General features: G+C 68.2%; 10 protein-coding genes. 9 read left to right on the top strand and 1 reads right to left on the bottom strand.

The genetic code is table 11. From position 1 onward, the window contains the following. Window positions 1–100 precede the first annotated feature (100 nt). The 3 genes from OTER_RS01650 (at window position 101) to OTER_RS01640 (ending at window position 10396) form a co-directional block, all read left to right on the top strand. Window positions 101–685: an RNA polymerase sigma factor gene (locus OTER_RS01650; RefSeq protein ID WP_012373154.1), complete on the top strand. Its 585-nt coding sequence runs from the start codon at window positions 101–103 to the stop codon at window positions 683–685. A gap of 15 nt (window positions 686–700) precedes the next feature. Beyond that, window positions 701–3280, top strand: a complete 2580-nt coding sequence (locus tag OTER_RS23490; protein WP_012373153.1) for a vWA domain-containing protein — start codon at window positions 701–703, stop codon at window positions 3278–3280. A 165-nt stretch (window positions 3281–3445) separates the two neighbouring features. Further along, window positions 3446–10396 carry a LysM peptidoglycan-binding domain-containing protein gene (locus OTER_RS01640; protein ID WP_012373152.1) on the top strand — a complete coding sequence of 2317 codons (6951 nt, stop codon included), beginning with the start codon at window positions 3446–3448 and terminating at the stop codon, window positions 10394–10396. A 48-nt stretch (window positions 10397–10444) separates the two neighbouring features. Here the strand turns inward: OTER_RS01640 and OTER_RS01635 are convergent, their stop codons facing one another. Then, a complete protein-coding gene (locus OTER_RS01635; RefSeq protein ID WP_012373151.1) occupies window positions 10445–10741 on the bottom strand; it encodes a hypothetical protein in 297 nt (98 codons plus the stop codon). A 370-nt stretch (window positions 10742–11111) separates the two neighbouring features. Here OTER_RS01635 and OTER_RS01630 point away from each other — a divergent pair, with 370 nt between their 5' ends. Genes OTER_RS01630 through OTER_RS01605 form a run of 6 tightly spaced genes read left to right on the top strand, consistent with a single transcriptional unit; the run spans window position 11112 to window position 17552 of the window. Then, window positions 11112–12194: an efflux RND transporter periplasmic adaptor subunit gene (locus OTER_RS01630; protein ID WP_052300263.1), complete on the top strand. Its 1083-nt coding sequence runs from the start codon at window positions 11112–11114 to the stop codon at window positions 12192–12194. Continuing rightward, window positions 12191–13006: an ABC transporter ATP-binding protein gene (locus OTER_RS01625; RefSeq protein WP_012373149.1), complete on the top strand. Its 816-nt coding sequence runs from the start codon at window positions 12191–12193 to the stop codon at window positions 13004–13006. Before OTER_RS01630 ends, OTER_RS01625 begins: the two co-directional genes overlap by 4 nt. Beyond that, a complete protein-coding gene (locus OTER_RS01620; RefSeq protein ID WP_012373148.1) occupies window positions 13003–14208 on the top strand; it encodes an ABC transporter permease in 1206 nt (401 codons plus the stop codon). Before OTER_RS01625 ends, OTER_RS01620 begins: the two co-directional genes overlap by 4 nt. Further along, entirely contained in the window at window positions 14205–15422 is a 1218-nt protein-coding gene (locus OTER_RS01615) for an ABC transporter permease (RefSeq protein WP_012373147.1), read from the top strand. Before OTER_RS01620 ends, OTER_RS01615 begins: the two co-directional genes overlap by 4 nt. Continuing rightward, entirely contained in the window at window positions 15419–16144 is a 726-nt protein-coding gene (locus OTER_RS01610) for a response regulator (protein WP_012373146.1), read from the top strand. The genes OTER_RS01615 and OTER_RS01610 overlap by 4 nt, the downstream gene beginning before the upstream one ends. Then, window positions 16137–17552 carry a sensor histidine kinase gene (locus OTER_RS01605; protein WP_012373145.1) on the top strand — a complete coding sequence of 472 codons (1416 nt, stop codon included), beginning with the start codon at window positions 16137–16139 and terminating at the stop codon, window positions 17550–17552. The genes OTER_RS01610 and OTER_RS01605 overlap by 8 nt, the downstream gene beginning before the upstream one ends. Window positions 17553–17592: the final 40 nt, after the last annotated feature.

Genomic DNA, 17592 nt, shown 5'->3' with positions numbered 1-17592 from the left:
CGACAGGACGGCTGTTCCTGAAAAAAATCCGATCGAAGTTTCTAAGGATTTCCGGCGAAGTGTGTCTGTATCAGTGGATCCGCATTTCTGACGCCTCTTCATGGAACCCCTGGCCTTTCAGAGTGCCGCGCTGCCGCCAGCAACGAAAATGATTACCAACGCTCCTCCGGCGGCAGCGCGGCCACACGAAAAGCCGACCCTGGCCGGATTGTTTGAAACGGAGGAAAGCGGGCTGCTCCGATTCGCGATCGGCCTGGTCGGCCGCCGGACCGTCGCCGAGGAACTCGTGCAAGAGACGTTTCTGCGGCTGCACCAAGTATGGGACGAGGTCGAGAATCCCCGCGGTTGGTTGTATCGCAGCCTGCGCAATCTCGCGCTCAACCACCTTCGTGACCATGCGCGCGAGACCGAGTTGGACGAAGCCACCCAAGTCGCGGACGGCGATCTCGCTCCTGAGATCCTGGGCCAGATGGAGGCGGTCGGAATGGTGCGGCTGCTTTTGGCTGAGTTCAGTGAGGAGGACCGGAGACTGATCCAGCTGAAATACCACGATAACCTGAAATACGGCGACATCAGCCGCCAAACGGGACTGAGCGTCGGCAATGTCGGATATCGACTGCACCACCTGCTGAAAGGCCTCGCGGACGCGTTGCGTCGTGCGGGCATAGAAGGGAGCCGGAGGTAGGCCTCTGGAGCACCGATGAATCAAGACGACCACAAACCAGATTTGCAGACTTACATCGAGCCGGAGTTGGAGGCCCGCGTCGTCGCCGCGGTGCTGGGTGAGTCCTCGGCCTTCGAGGCGGCGGAGCTGGATCGGCTGATTGGCGAGAAGCCGGAGATTGGGATTTTCAAGCGGCGGATCGAAGCGGTGCACGGGCTGGTCGGGGAGGCGGTCCGGCGCGAGCCGGCACCGCTCAAGCTTGCGCCGGAACGACGGGCGAAGATTCTGCAGACGATCGGGGCCACCGCAGCGAAAGCAGCCGAGCCGGGGCCGGCCCCTGCAGTGTTGCTGGAATTGGCGGCGGCGCGACGCAAGCGGCGACTCCAGTGGATTCGCTCCTACGGACTCGCGGCGTGCATCACGCTCGTGGCGATGGTGCTCATGACGATGCACTCGTCCAACAACCAACGGCTGGCCAAGGCGCGGGAAGAACGCGAGACAAAGACGCGCGAGAGCGCGGTGCACCTCATGCAGATGCCGGCGCTGGTCGCCGAGGAGCCGAGCGAGGGCGATGCCCCCGGCATGGCGTATTTCAGCGCTCCGCCTGCGGCATCGGAGCTGGCGATCAGCGTGCCGAGGCATTTTGGAGTCGTGGGCGGCGTGACGAGTCCCTCACCTCGACCGGTCGGATTGGGCAAGGGCGTCGCGGCCTTCGCGCCGCCGCGGGCTGCGGTGCGCGATCTCGGTTCGGAACTCTCCTTCGCGACACCTGATTTCCTGAAGGACGTGGGCGCTTCGCGCACGACGGGAGCTCGCGGCGCTCGAAGCGCGAGTCCGGCAAGCGTTACTTCGGCCGACAGCACTGCCCCTGCCGACGCTGGCAAGGAGTGGGCGGCCGCGGCTCCGGAGCTGAGCTTTAGCGACAAGCCCGTGGTGCTTTCACCTTTTGAAGTCAAAGGCGAGCCGCTCGGGGGATATGCCGCGTCGTCGACACTGGCTGGTGCGCGCGTCCGTCCGAACCTCCGATCGCCCGGTGCCGCTCTCGGCGGCAAACCGGCGATCCCCGATTTCACGAAGGACGTCAACCGCCTCGCGCGGCAGAAGGCGGCGAAGACGGTCACCTTTGATCGGAACGACGGATTTCTGTCGAGCGGCGCCAAAACCCTGGCGGCCGCGGCGCCCGTCGCGGCCACGGCGCGGGCCGACGCGTCTGCGGTCGGAGTGGATGCGGAGTTGTCGGAGCGGATGATCGCGGTCCGGCCAGCGACCGGTCTGGACGCCCCCCAGGCCGAGGTGAGCACAGCGAAAGAGCCGGTGTCGACGTTCTCGCTGCACGTGAGCGATGTCTCGTTCCAACTCGCCCAGGCCGCCCTGGCTCGCGGGGAAATGCCTGATCCGCAGCGGATCCGGCCGGAGGAGTTCTACAATGCGTTCGACTACGGTGATCCCACGCCGGCGAGCGCGGACAAGATTGCCTGCCGGATCGAGCAGGCCGCGCATCCGTTGCTGCAACAGCGCAACCTCGTCCGCATCGCGATGAAGGTTCCGGCGGCGGGTCGCGGCGCGGGTCAGCCGCTGAACCTGACGGTTCTGCTCGATACATCGGGTTCGATGGAACGCACGGATCGCGCCACGTCCGTCCGGGCGGCGCTCGGGGTGCTCGCCTCGCTGCTGACGCCGGACGATCGGGTGACGCTGATCGGGTTTGCGCGGCAGCCGCGGCTGCTCGCCGAATCCTTGGCGGGCGATCAGGCGCGACAGCTGGTCGATCTGGCCAGCACGACGCCGTTCACCGGCGGCACCAACCTCGAGGCCGCGCTCAGTCTCGCAGGTGAGCTGGCGCGCCGTCACCACAACGCCGCGGCGCAGAACCGGATCGTGTTGATCACCGATGGCGCGGCGAATCTCGGCAATGCCGATCCCGCGCAGCTCGCCACGCGAATCGAAACGCTGCGGCAGCAAGGCATCGCGTTCGACGCGTGCGGCGTGGGCACCGATGGACTGGATGATGCGGTGCTCGAAGCGCTCACCCGCAAGGGCGACGGCCGCTACTATGTGCTCGATGCGCCGGAAAACGCGGACGCGGGCTTTGCCCGGCAGCTGGCCGGCGCCTTCCGGCCCGCGGCGGAGAACATCAAGGTTCAGGTGCGATTCAATCCCGCGCGGGTGGCCAGCTACCGGCTGATCGGGTTCGAACAGCACCGATTGCGCGAACAGGATTTTCGTAACGATCAGGTCGACGCCGCCGAACTCGCGGCCGAGGAGTCGGCGGTCGCGCTGTATCAGGTGGAAGTGCTCCCGCAGGGCGAGGGCGAGCTGGGCGACGTGTTTGCCCGGTTCCGCGACCCGGCCACCGGCGCGATGATCGAACGCTCTTGGACGATGCTGCATGAACCCCGCGCGCCCGCGTTCGAGCGCGCGAGCCCGTCGCTCCAGCTGGCGGGTGTGGCGGCACTGGTCGCGGAGAAGCTGCGCGGAGGCGAGGCCGCGGGGCAGATTCACCTCAACGAACTCGCCGGGGTCGTCAATCGACTGCGCGGACATTACGGCCAAAACCTCCGCGTGCAGCAGTTGATCGCGATGTTCGACCAACTCCGCCGCCGTGCGGGAGAGTGAAGATGACATCGCATCCAGCTGCGCACGGCGCACGACACGGCGACTGGATTCCTGCGGCGTGCGGCTGCATCCCGTGCGGCTGGAATCTCGGGCGGCGGCTGCGAGGCGGGTGAGCGCAACGCGCTCCACCTGCCCCACCGGTTTCTTCGGCTTCAAAAGAATATCATGAAAACGACCACCATCACGCGCCGCGGAAGCGGCTGGTTGGGTGTTTTGCTCGGGGCGGCAGCGTTTGCTGCGGGCCCGGCGACCGGCGCCCCGACTAAGGCGGACCGGGCGAACATCTCGGGCGCGCTCCTGCCCGAGGGCGGTCACATCGTCATCGAGGCTCAAGGTGTCCCGCCGGAGCCGCGGCTCTTTTTTTCTGCATCGGCGGATCATGTCATTCGGCTGACAGATTCCGAAGTCACCGGCGAGGTGCAGCTGCGACTGCAGGTTGTCCAAGGCCGGCCTGACGTTCTTTCGCTCGGGCTTTCGGGCGATGGCGAGATCGTGGACGTGGCCGGCGCCGGCTTGCGGGACTGGGCGGTGCGAACCGCGGTTGTCGCCGAAACCGGTCGGAACCGGGCCGAGCCGGCGAATCGCAGGTTTCTGGATGTGCATCCGGCGCTCGCGGCGCCGCGAGACTTGCGGCTCGTGGTGCACACACGGCTACGGAAGCCGCCGGTGCCCGGCACGAGTCGCGTGCTCCTCGTCACGCCGGGCGAAGCCGTGGGGTTTGCGTCGAACGTGCGATTGGAGCCCGACAGCTCGGTTGATCTGCGCGTGACCTCGGCCGTGGGCGTGGTGTCCGTGGGCGAGTCCGGCGCGGCGCACGGACCGCAGCTGTTCTCATCGACGGGCGACGGAAGCATCGAGGTGCGACTTACGCCCCGCGGTTCGGCTTTGGCGCCGGCCGAAATGGTGGGCGCACAGATTGCCGGGCGGGTGAACGAGCCGACGCGGAGCGTGGAGTTCCGGCTGCGCGGCCAGTTACGGGTGCAGAAAGCCGGCGTGCGGTTGCGCATGCTGGCGGGAATGGCGGCGTTGGCGGACAAGGTCGCCGGCGATGGCTGGCACGTCGAGCTGGCGCGGGACGACGAACACTTTTGGTATGAGCTGGTGGGCGATCGTGAAGGCGCGTGGCCGGTGGATCTGGGTTTCACCGCGGCGGTGACCGAAACCGGCGATTGGCGGAAACTCGCGTTTCAGATGCCGGCAGGGGCGGTGGTGCCGCTGCGGCTCGAGGGGCTGCCGGACGGTGTGGAGTTTCAGGAGGACGCTGAAGTGGTGCCGAGCGCGACGGCCGGAGGGTGGCAGGGCTTCCTGCCCGCCAGTGGTGTCGCGGACGTCGCTTGGAAGCACGCGCGGAAAGCGGCGGAAGGCGTGCTTGCGTTCACCAGCCTCGAGCAGACGGAAGTGCGCGTTGGCGCGGGGCTGCTGCGGCAGGAGTCGCAGGTGACGCTGCGGGTGTTGCAGGGGAAATTGGCGGACGTGCAGCTGCGGCTCGATGGACCAGGCGAGATCCTGGGCGTGATGGGCGAGAATGTCGTGGGCTGGAACGTCCGCCCGTCCGACGAGAGTTCGCGGCTGCTCGAGGTGCGGCTCAGCCGCCCGTTGGAGGGTGAGGGCACCCTGGTCGTGCGCAGCCAGTCGGCGCTCGGGCCGTTTCCCGTCCGGGCGGAACCGGTGCGGCTCACGCCGACCGGCACGGTGCGGCACTCGGGGTTCGTGCGGATCGCGAACAACGGCGCGGTGCGACTCGAGGTCGTCGACGCGACGGGCATGATGCAGCTCGCGCCGACGCAATTCCCGGGGGCGGGCGTCGAGGAAGGCGCGCGTCAGGTGTTCGTGTATCGGTTTCCCGCGGCGAGCTACGGCTATCGCGTGGTCGCGAATCAGGTCCAAGCGGAGGTGAGCGTGTCGCAGCTCGTGACCTACGAGCTCACCGACACGGATCGGGTGATCAACGCCGAGCTGGAACTGGACGTGCGCGAGGCGCCGCTGCGGGAATGGTCGTTGTTGATTCCCGATGGCTATGCCGTGGTGTCGATCGCCGGCAATGAGGTGACGGACCACGCGCTCGAGTCGGAGGCGCACGATGGGCAGCGGAAGCTGAAGGTTCTGTTTGCGCGGGCGGTCGAGGGGCGGCAGCTGCTGCAGCTCCGGCTGGAGAAGAACCAGCCGGCCGGCGCCGGCGAATGGCGGCTCCCGCCGCTCAGGTTTCCTGACGCAAAGTCGGTGCGGGGGCACGTAGGCGCCGTCGCGGTGCCGGGCTATCGGATGGTGCCGTTGGGCACGGAGCAGCTCGCGGAAGTGCCGCTGAGTTTCTTTCCACGGCAGCGGCCGGGTTTGCAGCAGGCCTGGCGATTGCGCGAACCCGAATGGGCCGCGACCGTGCGACTCGAGCAACTCGGGCAGAGCGTGCAGACGGATGTTTTCCATCTGTATTCGCTGAAGGAGGGCGTCGTTTACGGCAGCGTGTTGTTCAACTATTTCGTGATCGGCGCGCCTGCGGCGGAATGGCGCATCGAGGTGCCGGAATCCGTCGGCAACCTGGAGATCGTGGGCCAGGACGTGCGGCGGGACTGGCGGCGTGAGGGCAACGAGGTGATCGTGACCTTGCATCAACCCGTGCTCGGTGCGGCCACGCTGCTGGTCACGTTCGAGCAGCCGATGAGCGCGCGGGGTGGAGTCATCCGTCCGGGCGAGCTGCGGCCGATTGGCGTGCAAAGCGAGCGCGGGTTTGTGCAGGTGGTCAGCCCGCTGCAGATCAAGCACACGGTGACCCGCGCGGACGGCGGACTACTGAAACTGGAGCCGCTGGAGCTGCCGGCGGAATTCCGACTGCTCACGAGTTCGCCGTCACTGGCGGTTTACCAATACACGGCGCGGCCGTTCGCGCTCGAAATGAACGTCGAATGGTATGCGCCGGCCGAGACGGTTGAGCAGGTCGTCGACTACGCAAAGCTCGCGAGCCAGATCTCGCGCGAGGGCGAGGTGGTCACGGAAGCACGATTTTTCGTGAAGACGCGCGGGCGCCAGGCGCTGCGCGTCGGGCTGCCCGCGGGCGTCCGGCTGTGGGAAGTGCGCGTCGATCGCGAGGTCGTGACGGCGCGCAGCGATGGTGACCGGATTGTCGTGCCACTGCCGGCGCGGGCCAATCCGAGCATTCCGGTCGAAGTTGCCCTGCGGCTCGGCCAGCCGGCGAACGCCGGTTCGCGGGTGCGACTCGTCGCCCCGAGCCTGGGCGTGCCGGTGATCATCGATGAATGGACGGTTCGCGGCGATGCCGAGCGGCTGCTCGTGCCCGAGTCGAGCAACGTCGCGCTGGAGCAGCCGGTGCTCACGGAGAGCGGGTTTGAGTGGATCGCGGCGCGCGGCCGCAAGGCCGTCGGCGTGTTGCTGGCGCTCGTCGCCCTCGGCGGACTCCTGCTGCGGGGCACCGAGACGCCGCGGCTGGCCAGCGGGGTGGCGACCTGTGCGATTGCCACGGTGCTGGCGCTGTTCCTGGCGCTGCACGCGCTGGCGGATCGGCGACCGAACCTCGTGGAGTTGAGCTACGCAACGACGATGATGCCCACGAGCGAGGCCGTGATGGTGCAACTGGCGAACGTCGCGCCGTGGCGCGCGATGCTCTCGGGCTGGGGGGTCGTCGCGCTGGTGGTGGGATTGGTCGCAGCGGCGGTCGGACGCTGGCGCCGAAGGGCGGTGGTGACGGTCGCCGGCGTGGTGATCTTCGCCGGTGGGGTGTTGGCGCAGCGGCTCGGCGCGCCGGTGTTCTTCGCCATGTTGGCGGTCGGGCTGGTGTTGATGTTCGTCATGCCGGGAAGCATGCGGCTGCTCCGCGCGTGGCAGGCTGGGCGCACGCAGAGTGCGGCCACGGCGGGAACCGCTACGGTGGCCTTGCTGCTCCTCCTGTTGAGCGGAGCCGGCTTCGGCGCTGCGCCGAGCGCCCGCGCGCAGGAGGTCCCGGCTTCGCTGGAGGCGAGCGAAAGTCGCACGCCCGCGGCACAGTCGATCGTGCAGACGTGGTCGATCCGGGAGCAACGGCTGTTCGCTGAACTGGACGTGACGGTGCGCGGCGCGGCGGGCGACAGCTTCGTCCTGCTGCATCCGCCGGCGGTGATGACCGAGTTTCGGGGCGAGGCCCTGCGCGTGAACAAGGTCACGCGGGGCGACGAGGACGTGTATCTGATCGTGCTGGACCGCGACGGGACGTGGTCGGCGCACGCGCGATTCGAAATGGCGCTGGCCGGCGAGGCTCGCGCGGTGGCCGTGCCGACCGGCCCGGCGGCACTGCAACGGATTACGGTGGATCTCGATCAGCCGGGTTGGGAATTCGCTTCAGCGCACGCGGTTCAAGTGATGCCTGCCGCCGGGCTGGCGGAGAATCACAGCGGGGCCACGCTCACCCTTACGCCGGGGACCGAGGCAGAGATTCAGCTGCAGCCGCGGCAGCGCGATCTCGCGACCGAGGCCACGCAGTTTTTCGCGGAAGTCGCGAACCTCTACCTGCCGGCGCCGGGCGTGGTGAACGGAGTCGTGCGCGTGACCGTGCGGCCGGCGCAGGGCCGCGTGCGCGAGGTCGAGTTGAGCGTGCCGGCTGGTTTCACGGTGGGCGACGTGACGGGCGGACCGCTGGGCGCGTGGCGGTTCGATCCGGCGAGTCGCCGGCTGCGCGTCGCCATCGAGCCGGTCCAGACCGCCGCCTTCAGTTTTCAGCTGGAGATGCAACTCGGCACCGGGGCGCTGCCGCAGGAGCTCGGGCTGGAGCCCGTCCGCGTCCTGGGCGCGGCCGGCGAAGTGGGAATGCTGGCACTCGGCTTTGGCGGCGACGCGCAGCCCGAGGGTGTCCGCAGCGAGGGGCTTTCCGCGATCAATCTGGAGGACTTTGATGCCACGCTCGTGCCCCGCGATCGCGATGGCCAACCGCTCGCGACGGTGCAACAGGCCTGGCGCTATGGCCAGGACGCCGGCCGGATCGCCTTGCGCGTGGCGCCGGTGGCTGCGGAGATCCGGGTCACCAGCCGGCAGTTGTTCACGCTCGACGATGACCGACTCGTGGCCGCGCTGGATCTGAACGTGGCGATCACGCGAGTCGGATTGTTCCGGCTGAGTTTCGCTCTGCCGGCCGGGTTAGAGGTGGAAGCGTTGAGCGGTCCGGCGCTGAACCACTGGACCGAAACGACGGAGGCGAACCAGCGGATTGTTACGCTGCACTTGAACGGCCGCACGATGGGCGAGCAGCGCTTCAACCTGTCACTCGCGGGCGCGGCGCCGGCCGCTCAGGAAGCGTGGCCGGTCCCACACGTGCAACTGCGCGAGGCCACGCGGCACACGGGTGAATTGCTGCTGGTGCCGGGAAAAGGAATTCGGCTGCGCGCGGTCGACCGCGACAACGCCACGCAACTCGATCCCCGGTCGATCGGCGGCGTGCAACCGGGAACGCTCGCTTTCCGCTTGCTGCAGGAGGACTGGGCCCTGCGGGTTGGGATCGAGACGCTGGAGCCGTGGGTCACCGTGCAGGCCTTGCAGGAAGTCACCGTCCGCGAGGGGCAGACGCTGACGCGAATCGCCGCGCGCTATCGGATCGAAAACGCGGCGCTCAAGCATCTGCGCGTGCGCCTGCCGGGTCTCAGCGCCGACCAGGTTCGCACCGTCCGCGGGAGTGGCGCGGCCGTGAGCGACTTCGTCAAGGTCGCCGGCGAGAGCGACACGTGGGACGTCGTGTTTCAGCGCGGAATGGCCGGCGAGACGGACGTGCAGATCGAATTCCAAGGTGTCGCGGGCAACGACGAAGCGCGCGCGACGATCCCGACGCCGGTCTTCTCGGCCGCCCGGCAGAGCACGTTGTTTGTCGCCGTGCGCAGCGGCGGCCGGGTGGAACTCGAGGCGACCGAACTGCCGCGCGGCTGGCAGCGGACGGATTGGAGCGCGGTGCCCGGGGAGCTGCAGAACCCGAGCGATCGCACCGTGCCGGTGCTGTGCTACCGGGTTGCGGAACCGGAAGGCGCGCTCGGACTGGCGGTGCGCCGGCACGATGTCGCCCAGGCGCTGAAGCTGCGCGTGACGGGCGGGCAGTTGACCACGCTGTTTTCGCCCGAGGGCGCCTCGCTCACGGCCGTCGAGTTGAACATGGACGTGGTCGAAAAGAGCACGTTGCGGATCAAACTCCCGACCCAGGCGCGGCTCTTCAACACGTTCGTGAATGCGGAAAGCGTCTCGGTGGTCCGCGAGGGCGACGAGTGCCTGTTCCACGTGTTTCCCAATTCCGCCGCCGATCATTCGGCGACGGTGCGCCTGGTTTATTCCACGCCAGGTCAGACGGCGCGGCGGATCGCGCTGACCGGGCCAAGCCTGAGCGTGCCGTTGGAGAACGTGCGGTGGCGGATCGTGCTCCCGCCGGGCTACCGGATGGAGGACTACGCGGGCAACCTGCGACTGCGCGAAAGCCGGGCGGCGGGCCTGTTTGGGATCGATCAGTATCAGGCGCTGGTCAGTTCGACGCATTCGGCCGAGGCCCGGAAAGCGGCGGAGTTGTTCGAGCAGGCGAGCGGGCTGGTGCAGCGAGGCGAGCAGCAACAGGCCGCCGAAGTGCTGAGTCGCGCCGCGAAGAACAGTGCGCTCGATCAGGCGGCGAACGAGGACGCGCGCGTGCAGTTGCGCGAGTTGAAGACCCAGCAGGCGGTGCTCGGACTGAACACGCGCCGGCAGCGCCTGTATCTCGACAATCGCGCCGACAGCGCTCGCAACGAGCAGCTCGAGCAGGCGGCGAACCTGAACCCGTTCATGCAGGGCCGGGTCAACTTCGATCCCCAACAGGTCGAACAAATGCTGATGGGCAACACCGTCGAGGAGAACACCGCGCTGCGCGGCATCGCGGCGCGGCTGGTGGAACAGCAACTGGCCGCGGAGCCGGCGCCGGCGGCGATCGATGTCACGCTGCCGGAACGCGGCCGGGTACTGACGTTCACCCGCAGCCTGCAGGTCGACGGCGCGGCGCCGCTGACGCTCAGGTTGGAACTGGGCCGGCTGCACCGGCTCAGCGTGGTGTTCACGCTCGTGCTGCTCGCCGGGCTGGGTGTGGTGACGGCGCTCATCTTGCCGCGCCGGTCCGGATCAGCGCAGGGCTAGGCCTCCGTCCCGCGCGAGTCGCCGTTTCGGCAGCTGCAAATCAATCGATCACGGCCGCCCGGGCTCGGAAAGTTGGGCGCCCAGTCGTCGCCGCAGGAACTCCGCGAACGCGGCGAGTTCGCGGCCAGAGTCGTGCTGGGCCAGCGCGAGGTCCGGCACGGCGGCTTCGATCAGCGACAAGGTGCTGCTATCCGTCAGGCCCAACTCGACGACCAGCACCTTTTCGAGGGTGGCGATCCGCTCGGCGCGATCAGGTGCGCTGCGGCCGTCTTCGGCGCGGCTCTCCTGCAGGCTGACCAACCGGGCGATCAATGTGCGGGCAAGGAATTCGGCGCGATCGGGCATGCCGCGAGTGTCGCCCGGGCCCGCGGGATTTCAAATCGACGGCACGGGCGCGACCCCGTCGTGGCGTCGGTGACGCAGAATGATGTGCGGGAGGCGAACGTGTCCGGCACACTACGGGTTTCGCTTCAACTCTCCAACAGGAGCGGCAAAGCGATGTGCGAGTGGCGTTTCATGATGGATCGCGGGCAGTCGACCGTGCGGTGGCTCAATTTAAGCCAGCAATCCGTCCATCGGGCCGCACCGGGGCAGGGCCGTCCGGGGACGATCATGGTTACACTTCGTTACAATCGCGACGCAGTGCGGAGACCTCCGCGTGAGATAAGCGGCGCATGGACAACGAACCGTTTGCTCGCGCCGGAGGGTCGGAGCCTTGAAAAGACCGGCGCTCAAGGTGCTCGTCATCGCGGGCGTGGCGATCGCGGCAGGGCTTGGCGCGCACGCGTGGTGGCCGCGCACTGCCGCGGCGGATGCGACTGTGGAGACCGTTCATGTCAGCCGCCGGGATGTGGGCACGGTCGTGAAGGCCACCGGCGTCATCAAACCGCGCGTCGGCGCGGAGGTCCGGGTCGGCTCGCGCACGTCGGGCGTTGTCAACCGGCTGCACGTGAGGGTGGGCGACGCAGTCAAGCCCGGCGAATTGCTCGCCGAGATCGACGACCGCGATCTCGCGGCGCGCCGGGAGCAGAGCGCGGCCGAGCTGCAGCGTGCGCTGGCCGAGTTGCGCTTCGCCGAGAGCGAGTGGCAGCGCCGGCGCGAGCTCGGCCGGTCCGGTGTCATTACGGCGAGCGAACTCGATCTGGCGGAACGCGCCGCGGTGGTCGCGGCGCAGCAGGTGGCGGTCGCGCGCGCGAACCTGACGTATGCGACGACGCAGCTCGATTACGCGCGGATCACCGCGCCGATCGGCGGTGTGGTGGCGTCCGTGGCGACGCAGGAAGGCGAGACGGTCGCCGCCAGTTTCTCGGCGCCAACATTCGTGACGCTGATCGACCTCACGCGACTCGAGGTCTGGGCCTATGTCGACGAGACCGACATCGGACGGATCGAGCTCGGCCAGCCGGCGCGGTTCACCGTCGATACCTACGGCGAGGAGGAATTCGAGGGCGTTGTCACCGCCATCTATCCCAAGGCCGAGATTCGGGACAACGTGGTGAACTACATCACCGTCGTCCGGTTCGAGCAGCCGCGCGACCGCGTGCTCCGGCCCGAGATGACCACGACCGTCCGGATCGCGATCGAGCTCCATGCGGCTGTGCCGAGCCTGCCGGCCGGTGCCGTGCGCTCGGAGAATGGCCGTGCTTACGTGCTGGTGCGCGAGGGCGGGGCGGTCGCGCGGCGCTGGATCAGCGTGGGGGCTCGCGATCCTGCGGCGTGGGAAATCACGAGCGGACTGCGCGACGGCGACGAGGTGCTCGTGGGCGACATCCCTTTGAAAGGAGAACCAGGATCATGATCGAACTGACAGGAATTCACCGCACCTACACCCGGCCGACGGGCGAGAGCGTCGCGGCTCTCGCGGACTTTTCACTCCGCATCACCCGCGGCGAACTCGTCGCGATCATCGGCGCGTCGGGTTCGGGCAAATCGACGCTGATGAACATCCTCGGACTACTCGACCGGCCCGAGCGCGGGACTTACCGGTTCGACGGCCATGACGTGGCGGATCTCGATGTGGCGGCGCAGGCGCGATTCCGAAACCAGCACGTGGGGTTTGTGTTTCAGGCCTTTCACCTGCTGCCGCGGACCACGGCGCTGGAGAATGTCGAACTGCCGCTGCTCTATTCAGAGCGCGCGTCAACCGACGGCCTGGCCCGGCGGGCGCTCGAGGCGGTTGGACTGGCGGACCGGATCGAGCACACGCCGTCGGAGCTGTCGGGCGGACAACAGCAGCGCGTCGCGATCGCCCGCGCGCTGGTGAACGAGCCCGAGTTGCTTCTCGCCGACGAGCCGACTGGCAACCTCGATGCCGATTCCGCCCGTGAGATCCTCGATCTTTTCGTGGCGCTGAATCGCGCTGGCCGCACGATCGTGCTCGTCACGCACGATCCCGCAACCGCGGCGCGGGCGCAGCGGGTGGTGCGCCTCGAGCGCGGCCGGCTGGCATCCGACAGTGTCGCCCGGGTCGCCGACCCCGGGTCGCTTTCAGCTGTAGGCCGGGTCGCTGACCCGGCACCGGCCTCAGCGAGGCCAGCGAGAACCAACCCACCCGCCTCACCACCGAAGCGGCCTACAACCGAACCGGCGGCGGAGGAGGAACAGCGATGAACACGCGGCTCATTCTTCACAGTGTGCGGGCGCTGGCGCGTTATCCATTGCGCAGCGGGTTCATCATGCTCTCGAGCCTGATCGGCGCCGCGGCGTTGACGTTCGTGCTCTCCGTCGGCCAGGGCGCGCGCGCGAAGATGCTCAGCACGGTGCGGCAGATCTTCGGCGACTCTTCGATCCTCGTCATCACCGGCGGTCACCAGCTCATGGGCGGTCCGCGGCCGGGCGCCGCGCGACTGACGCTCGACGACATCGACGCGGTCGCGCGGGGCGTTCCGGACGTCGTTGCGTGGGATCCCCAGCAGGTGCTCTACGCTTCGGTGCGCCGTGGCGCCGCGGCGAGCACGGTGCGCGTGCTGGGAGCGTCGGAGCGCGCGGAGCAAGTCTGGTCGCGCCGCGTGACGCGGGGCGTGCATTTCGATGCCGCGGCCGTGAAGCGTTCCGATCGCGTCGCGCTCGTGGGCGAGACGGTGATTCGAGATGTATTTAATAACCAGGACCCGATCGGTGCCGAAATTCAGATTGAGTCAGCGCCATTCACCGTCGTTGGCGTGCTCGAGCGGTTTGGCACCGATCTGCACGGGATGGATCGCGACAACGAGGTGGTGATTCCGATCACGACGTTCATGCGCCGGCTCGCCAACGTCGACACGATCCTTGCCGCCAAGCTGCTGGTGAAGGACGGCACCCACGTCGCGAGTACGGCGAAAGACGTCACGCAGCAGCTGCGCGCACGGCACGGACTCGCGGCCGGCCAGCCCGACGATTTCAATCTGCTCACCCCGATCGAAGTGCAGCGGATGATGGCCATGATGCGGCGTGTCGTGTCGCTCTACTTGCCCCTGGCGGCCAGTGTCGTGCTGCTCGTCGGCGGCTTGGTCGCGGCCACGTTGATGCTCGGTGCGGTGAACGCCCGGGTCGCGGAAATCGGACTGCGCCGGGCGGTCGGAGCCCAGCCGCGCGATATCAGCCGGCAGTTCCTGATCGAGACCACCGTGACGGTGCTCGGTGGGGGCGTCGCCGGCATCGTGCTCGGACTCGTCGTCGGCCAGATCGTGGCGGATCACCTCAAGCTCGAGAGTCCCTTCCCGTGGCTCGCGATCGCGCTGGGGCTGCTGCTGTCAACGGCCACCGGGCTGCTCGCGGGCGTGCTGCCGGCGCGCCGCGCGGCCCGGCTGCTGCCGGCGGACGCGTTGCGATGAAGCTGCGCCGGCGCTTCTCGTCTTCGTTGCGTCCGCTGGTGACGCACCGGATGCGCGCGTTGCTGGCGCTGTCCGGTGTGGCCGTCGGCGTCGCAGCGGTGATCGTGTCGCGGGCGATCGGCGCCGGCGCGGAGCAGCAGATGCGCACGACGATCGAGCGGACCGGCACGAATCTTCTCATCATCAAACCGGTGCCGGTGAAGCGCCTGGTGTCGCGTCCGCAGATCGCCGGGCTCGCCACCACGCTCGATCTCGAGGATTACGCCGCGTTCGCCCGACTCCCATTGATCGCCGCGGTGGCGCCGTCGGTGGACCGTGCGATGCGGGCGAAAGTGGGAGCGATCGCCATGCGCACGACGGTCCGCGGCACGACGCCGGCTTACCAGTCAATCCGCGGCTATCAGCTCGCGGCCGGCCGGTTCATCGCGGATGAGGATGAGCGCGCGGCCCGGCGCGTCGCGGTGCTGGGCGCGCGCGTCGCAGACGAGTTGGGTCACGGCGTGTTGCTGCTGGGCGGCGAAATCCGGATCGCGGGCGTGCCGTTCGAGATCATCGGCGTTCTACGGGCCAAGGGCGCAACCGTCGACGGCGCCGATCAGGATAATCTGATCGTCGTACCGCTGCGGACGGCCCTGCGCCGGATGTTCAACACGACGTGGCTCACGGCGATCTACGTCAGCGTGGCCGTTCCCGAGCAGATGGACGAAGCGGCGACCGAACTTCAGGCCTTGCTGCGTGATCGTCATCGGCGCGACGCATCGCAACCCGACGATTTCGCGATTCAGAACATGGCGAAAACGCGCGTGCTGCAGCAGGAGCTGATCGCGGCGCTGAGCCGCTACGCCGGCGGACTCGCGGCCATCGCCCTCGGTGTCGGCGGCAGCGGCATTCTCGGGTTGATGCTGCTGTCGGTCCGGGAACGCACGAGCGAGATCGGGCTGCGGATCGCCGTCGGCGCACAACCGCGCGACATCCTGATCCAGTTCCTGATCGAGTCCGCAGCGCTGGCGGTGGCGGGCTGGCTCGCGGGCGCGGCGGTGGGCGGAGCTGCGGCGCTCGTGGTCGCACTCGGCACGAGCTGGCCGATGGGCATCCCGACAACGTCGATCGTGACATCGCTGGCGATGGCGGTGAGCATCGGGCTTGGCTTCGGCGCGCTGCCTGCCCGCAACGCGGCGCGGATCCCGCCGATCGAAGCCTTGTTAACGCGATGACGCCTTCCTCACCCCGCAGCGCCAAACGCCGTCCCGACCCGACGCGCGTCCTGATCATCGATGATGACGAGCGGCTGACCGCGCTGCTCACCGAGTATCTCAGGCGGTTCGGCTTTACGGTCCGAGCCGCGGCGCACCCACGCGACGGGCTCCGCGCGCTCAAGGCGGATCCGCCGGATCTCGTGATTCTTGACGTCATGCTGCCGGACACCGACGGGCTCGCGGTCTGCCGTGAAGTGCGCGCGGACAGCCGGATCCCGATCATCATGCTCACCGCCCGCGGCGACGTGACGGACCGGATCGTGGGACTCGAGATGGGCGCCGACGACTATCTGCCCAAGCCGTTTGAGCCGCGCGAGCTCGTCGCGCGCATCCAGGCCGTGCTGCGGCGTGGCACGCGCGATGACGCCGAGGCGCTCCGGCTCGGCGCGCTGGAGGTGAACTGGACCACGCGCTCGGTCCGGCTGGCGCAGCGCGAGTTGGAGCTTACCACGGCGGAGTTCGAGCTGCTGGGCTATCTGGCGCGGAACCGCGGCCGGGTGATGAGCCGCGATCGGATCCTCGACGGCACGCGCGGGATCGACTGGGACGCTTACGACCGCTCGATCGACATTTTGGTGAGCCGGCTGCGGCAGAAACTCGGCGATGATCCGAAACGGCCGACCTTTATCCGAACGGTGCGCGGAGTCGGATATAGTTTTATCGGAGGCGGCCGTGAGTGAGACGCGGAACAAGGTGGAGACCGCTGTCCCGGGCGGGCTTGCCGCGCGGCAGAAGCAAACCCGCCCGCCGGGGACGGCGGACTCCACCGCGCAAGGGCCGGCGACGCGCTGGCGTCGCTCGCATCGCTCGGTTTTCACCAAGCTCGTCGTGATCATGGTCACGCTCGCGGCGGTCCTGCTGCTGTTGGTCAGCGGGCTGTTCTGGCTGGTGCTCGGGCCAAGCGTGCATGGCAGCTTCGATCAGGTGCTCGAGGACTACACGACGCGGCTCGCGGCCACCTCGCTGGACTTCGCGACCGCGCAGCGATTGCGGCAGCAGCTCAACCTGCAAACGCGCTATGCCGGGCCCGCGGGCAATTGGACCACGAATGAGGCGCTGCCCACGATCGACGCGGCGCGGTTGCAGCAGGCCCGCATGGGCGAACGACCGTCGGGTTTTCCGCGCTTCCACTATCATCTCGTCGCCGCGCCGGACGGCGGCGCCTATCTGTTTACGTGGGGGCCGCGCCGCGGGCTGAGCGAGCTGCACTCACTCGCGATTACGATGGTGCTCGTGACGATTGTGCTCGTCGTGGTCGTGGCGTATCTGGCGCTGAAATGGCTGCTCGCGCCGCTGCGCCGGCTGAACGAAGCCGTAAACCGGCTGAGTGCGGGCGAACTCGACGTGGCGCTCGCCAGCGCGACGGGTGACGAGTTCGGCCGTTTGACCGAGGCGTTCAATCGGATGGTGGGCCGGGTGCGGGGGATGATCGATGCCCGCGAACAACTGTTGCTCGATGTGAGCCACGAGTTGCGCTCGCCGCTCACGCGACTGCGGGTGGCGTTGGAATTGCTGCCGGAAAACAAGCAGCGCGCCGGGATGGCGGCGGATGTGCGCGAGATGGAACGGATGATCGCGGAGTTGCTCGAACTGGAGCGGCTGCGCAGCGGAAGCGGGTTGCAGAAGACCCGGCAGGATCTCGTGCCCTTGCTGCGCGCCGCGGCCGAGCCGTATCGCGGCGTCGCGCCCGGCGTGCAGGTGTTCATCTCCGTGCCGGAGCTGTGCGTCGACATCGATGCCGAAAAAATGCGGACGGTGATCCGCAACCTGATCGAGAACGCCGTGAAATATTCGCGGCCGGACAGCCGGCCGGTCGAGGTGCTCGCGATGCAGCAGGACGAACGGGTGATCGTGCGCGTGACCGACGACGGTCCGGGAATTCCGGTGACCGAAGCCGAGCGGGTGTTCGAGCCATTTTATCGCGTGGATCGCTCGCGCTCGAAGAACACCGGCGGCTACGGGCTCGGGCTGAGCATCTGCAAACGCGTGATGCTGGCGCACGGCGGCGATATCACCCTCGAGCGCGACCGTCGCGCGGGCGCGTCGTTCGTGCTGACGTTCCCCGGCCCCACGCGGCCGTCAGCCTGAGACGCTGGTGAACAGGGCGGTCGCGACCGCGCCAACGTGC

Origin of the sequence: Opitutus terrae PB90-1 (assembly GCF_000019965.1) — a bacterium.
GTDB lineage: Bacteria > Verrucomicrobiota > Verrucomicrobiia > Opitutales > Opitutaceae > Opitutus > Opitutus terrae.
This window is presented reverse-complemented; position numbering and strand designations above follow the sequence as displayed.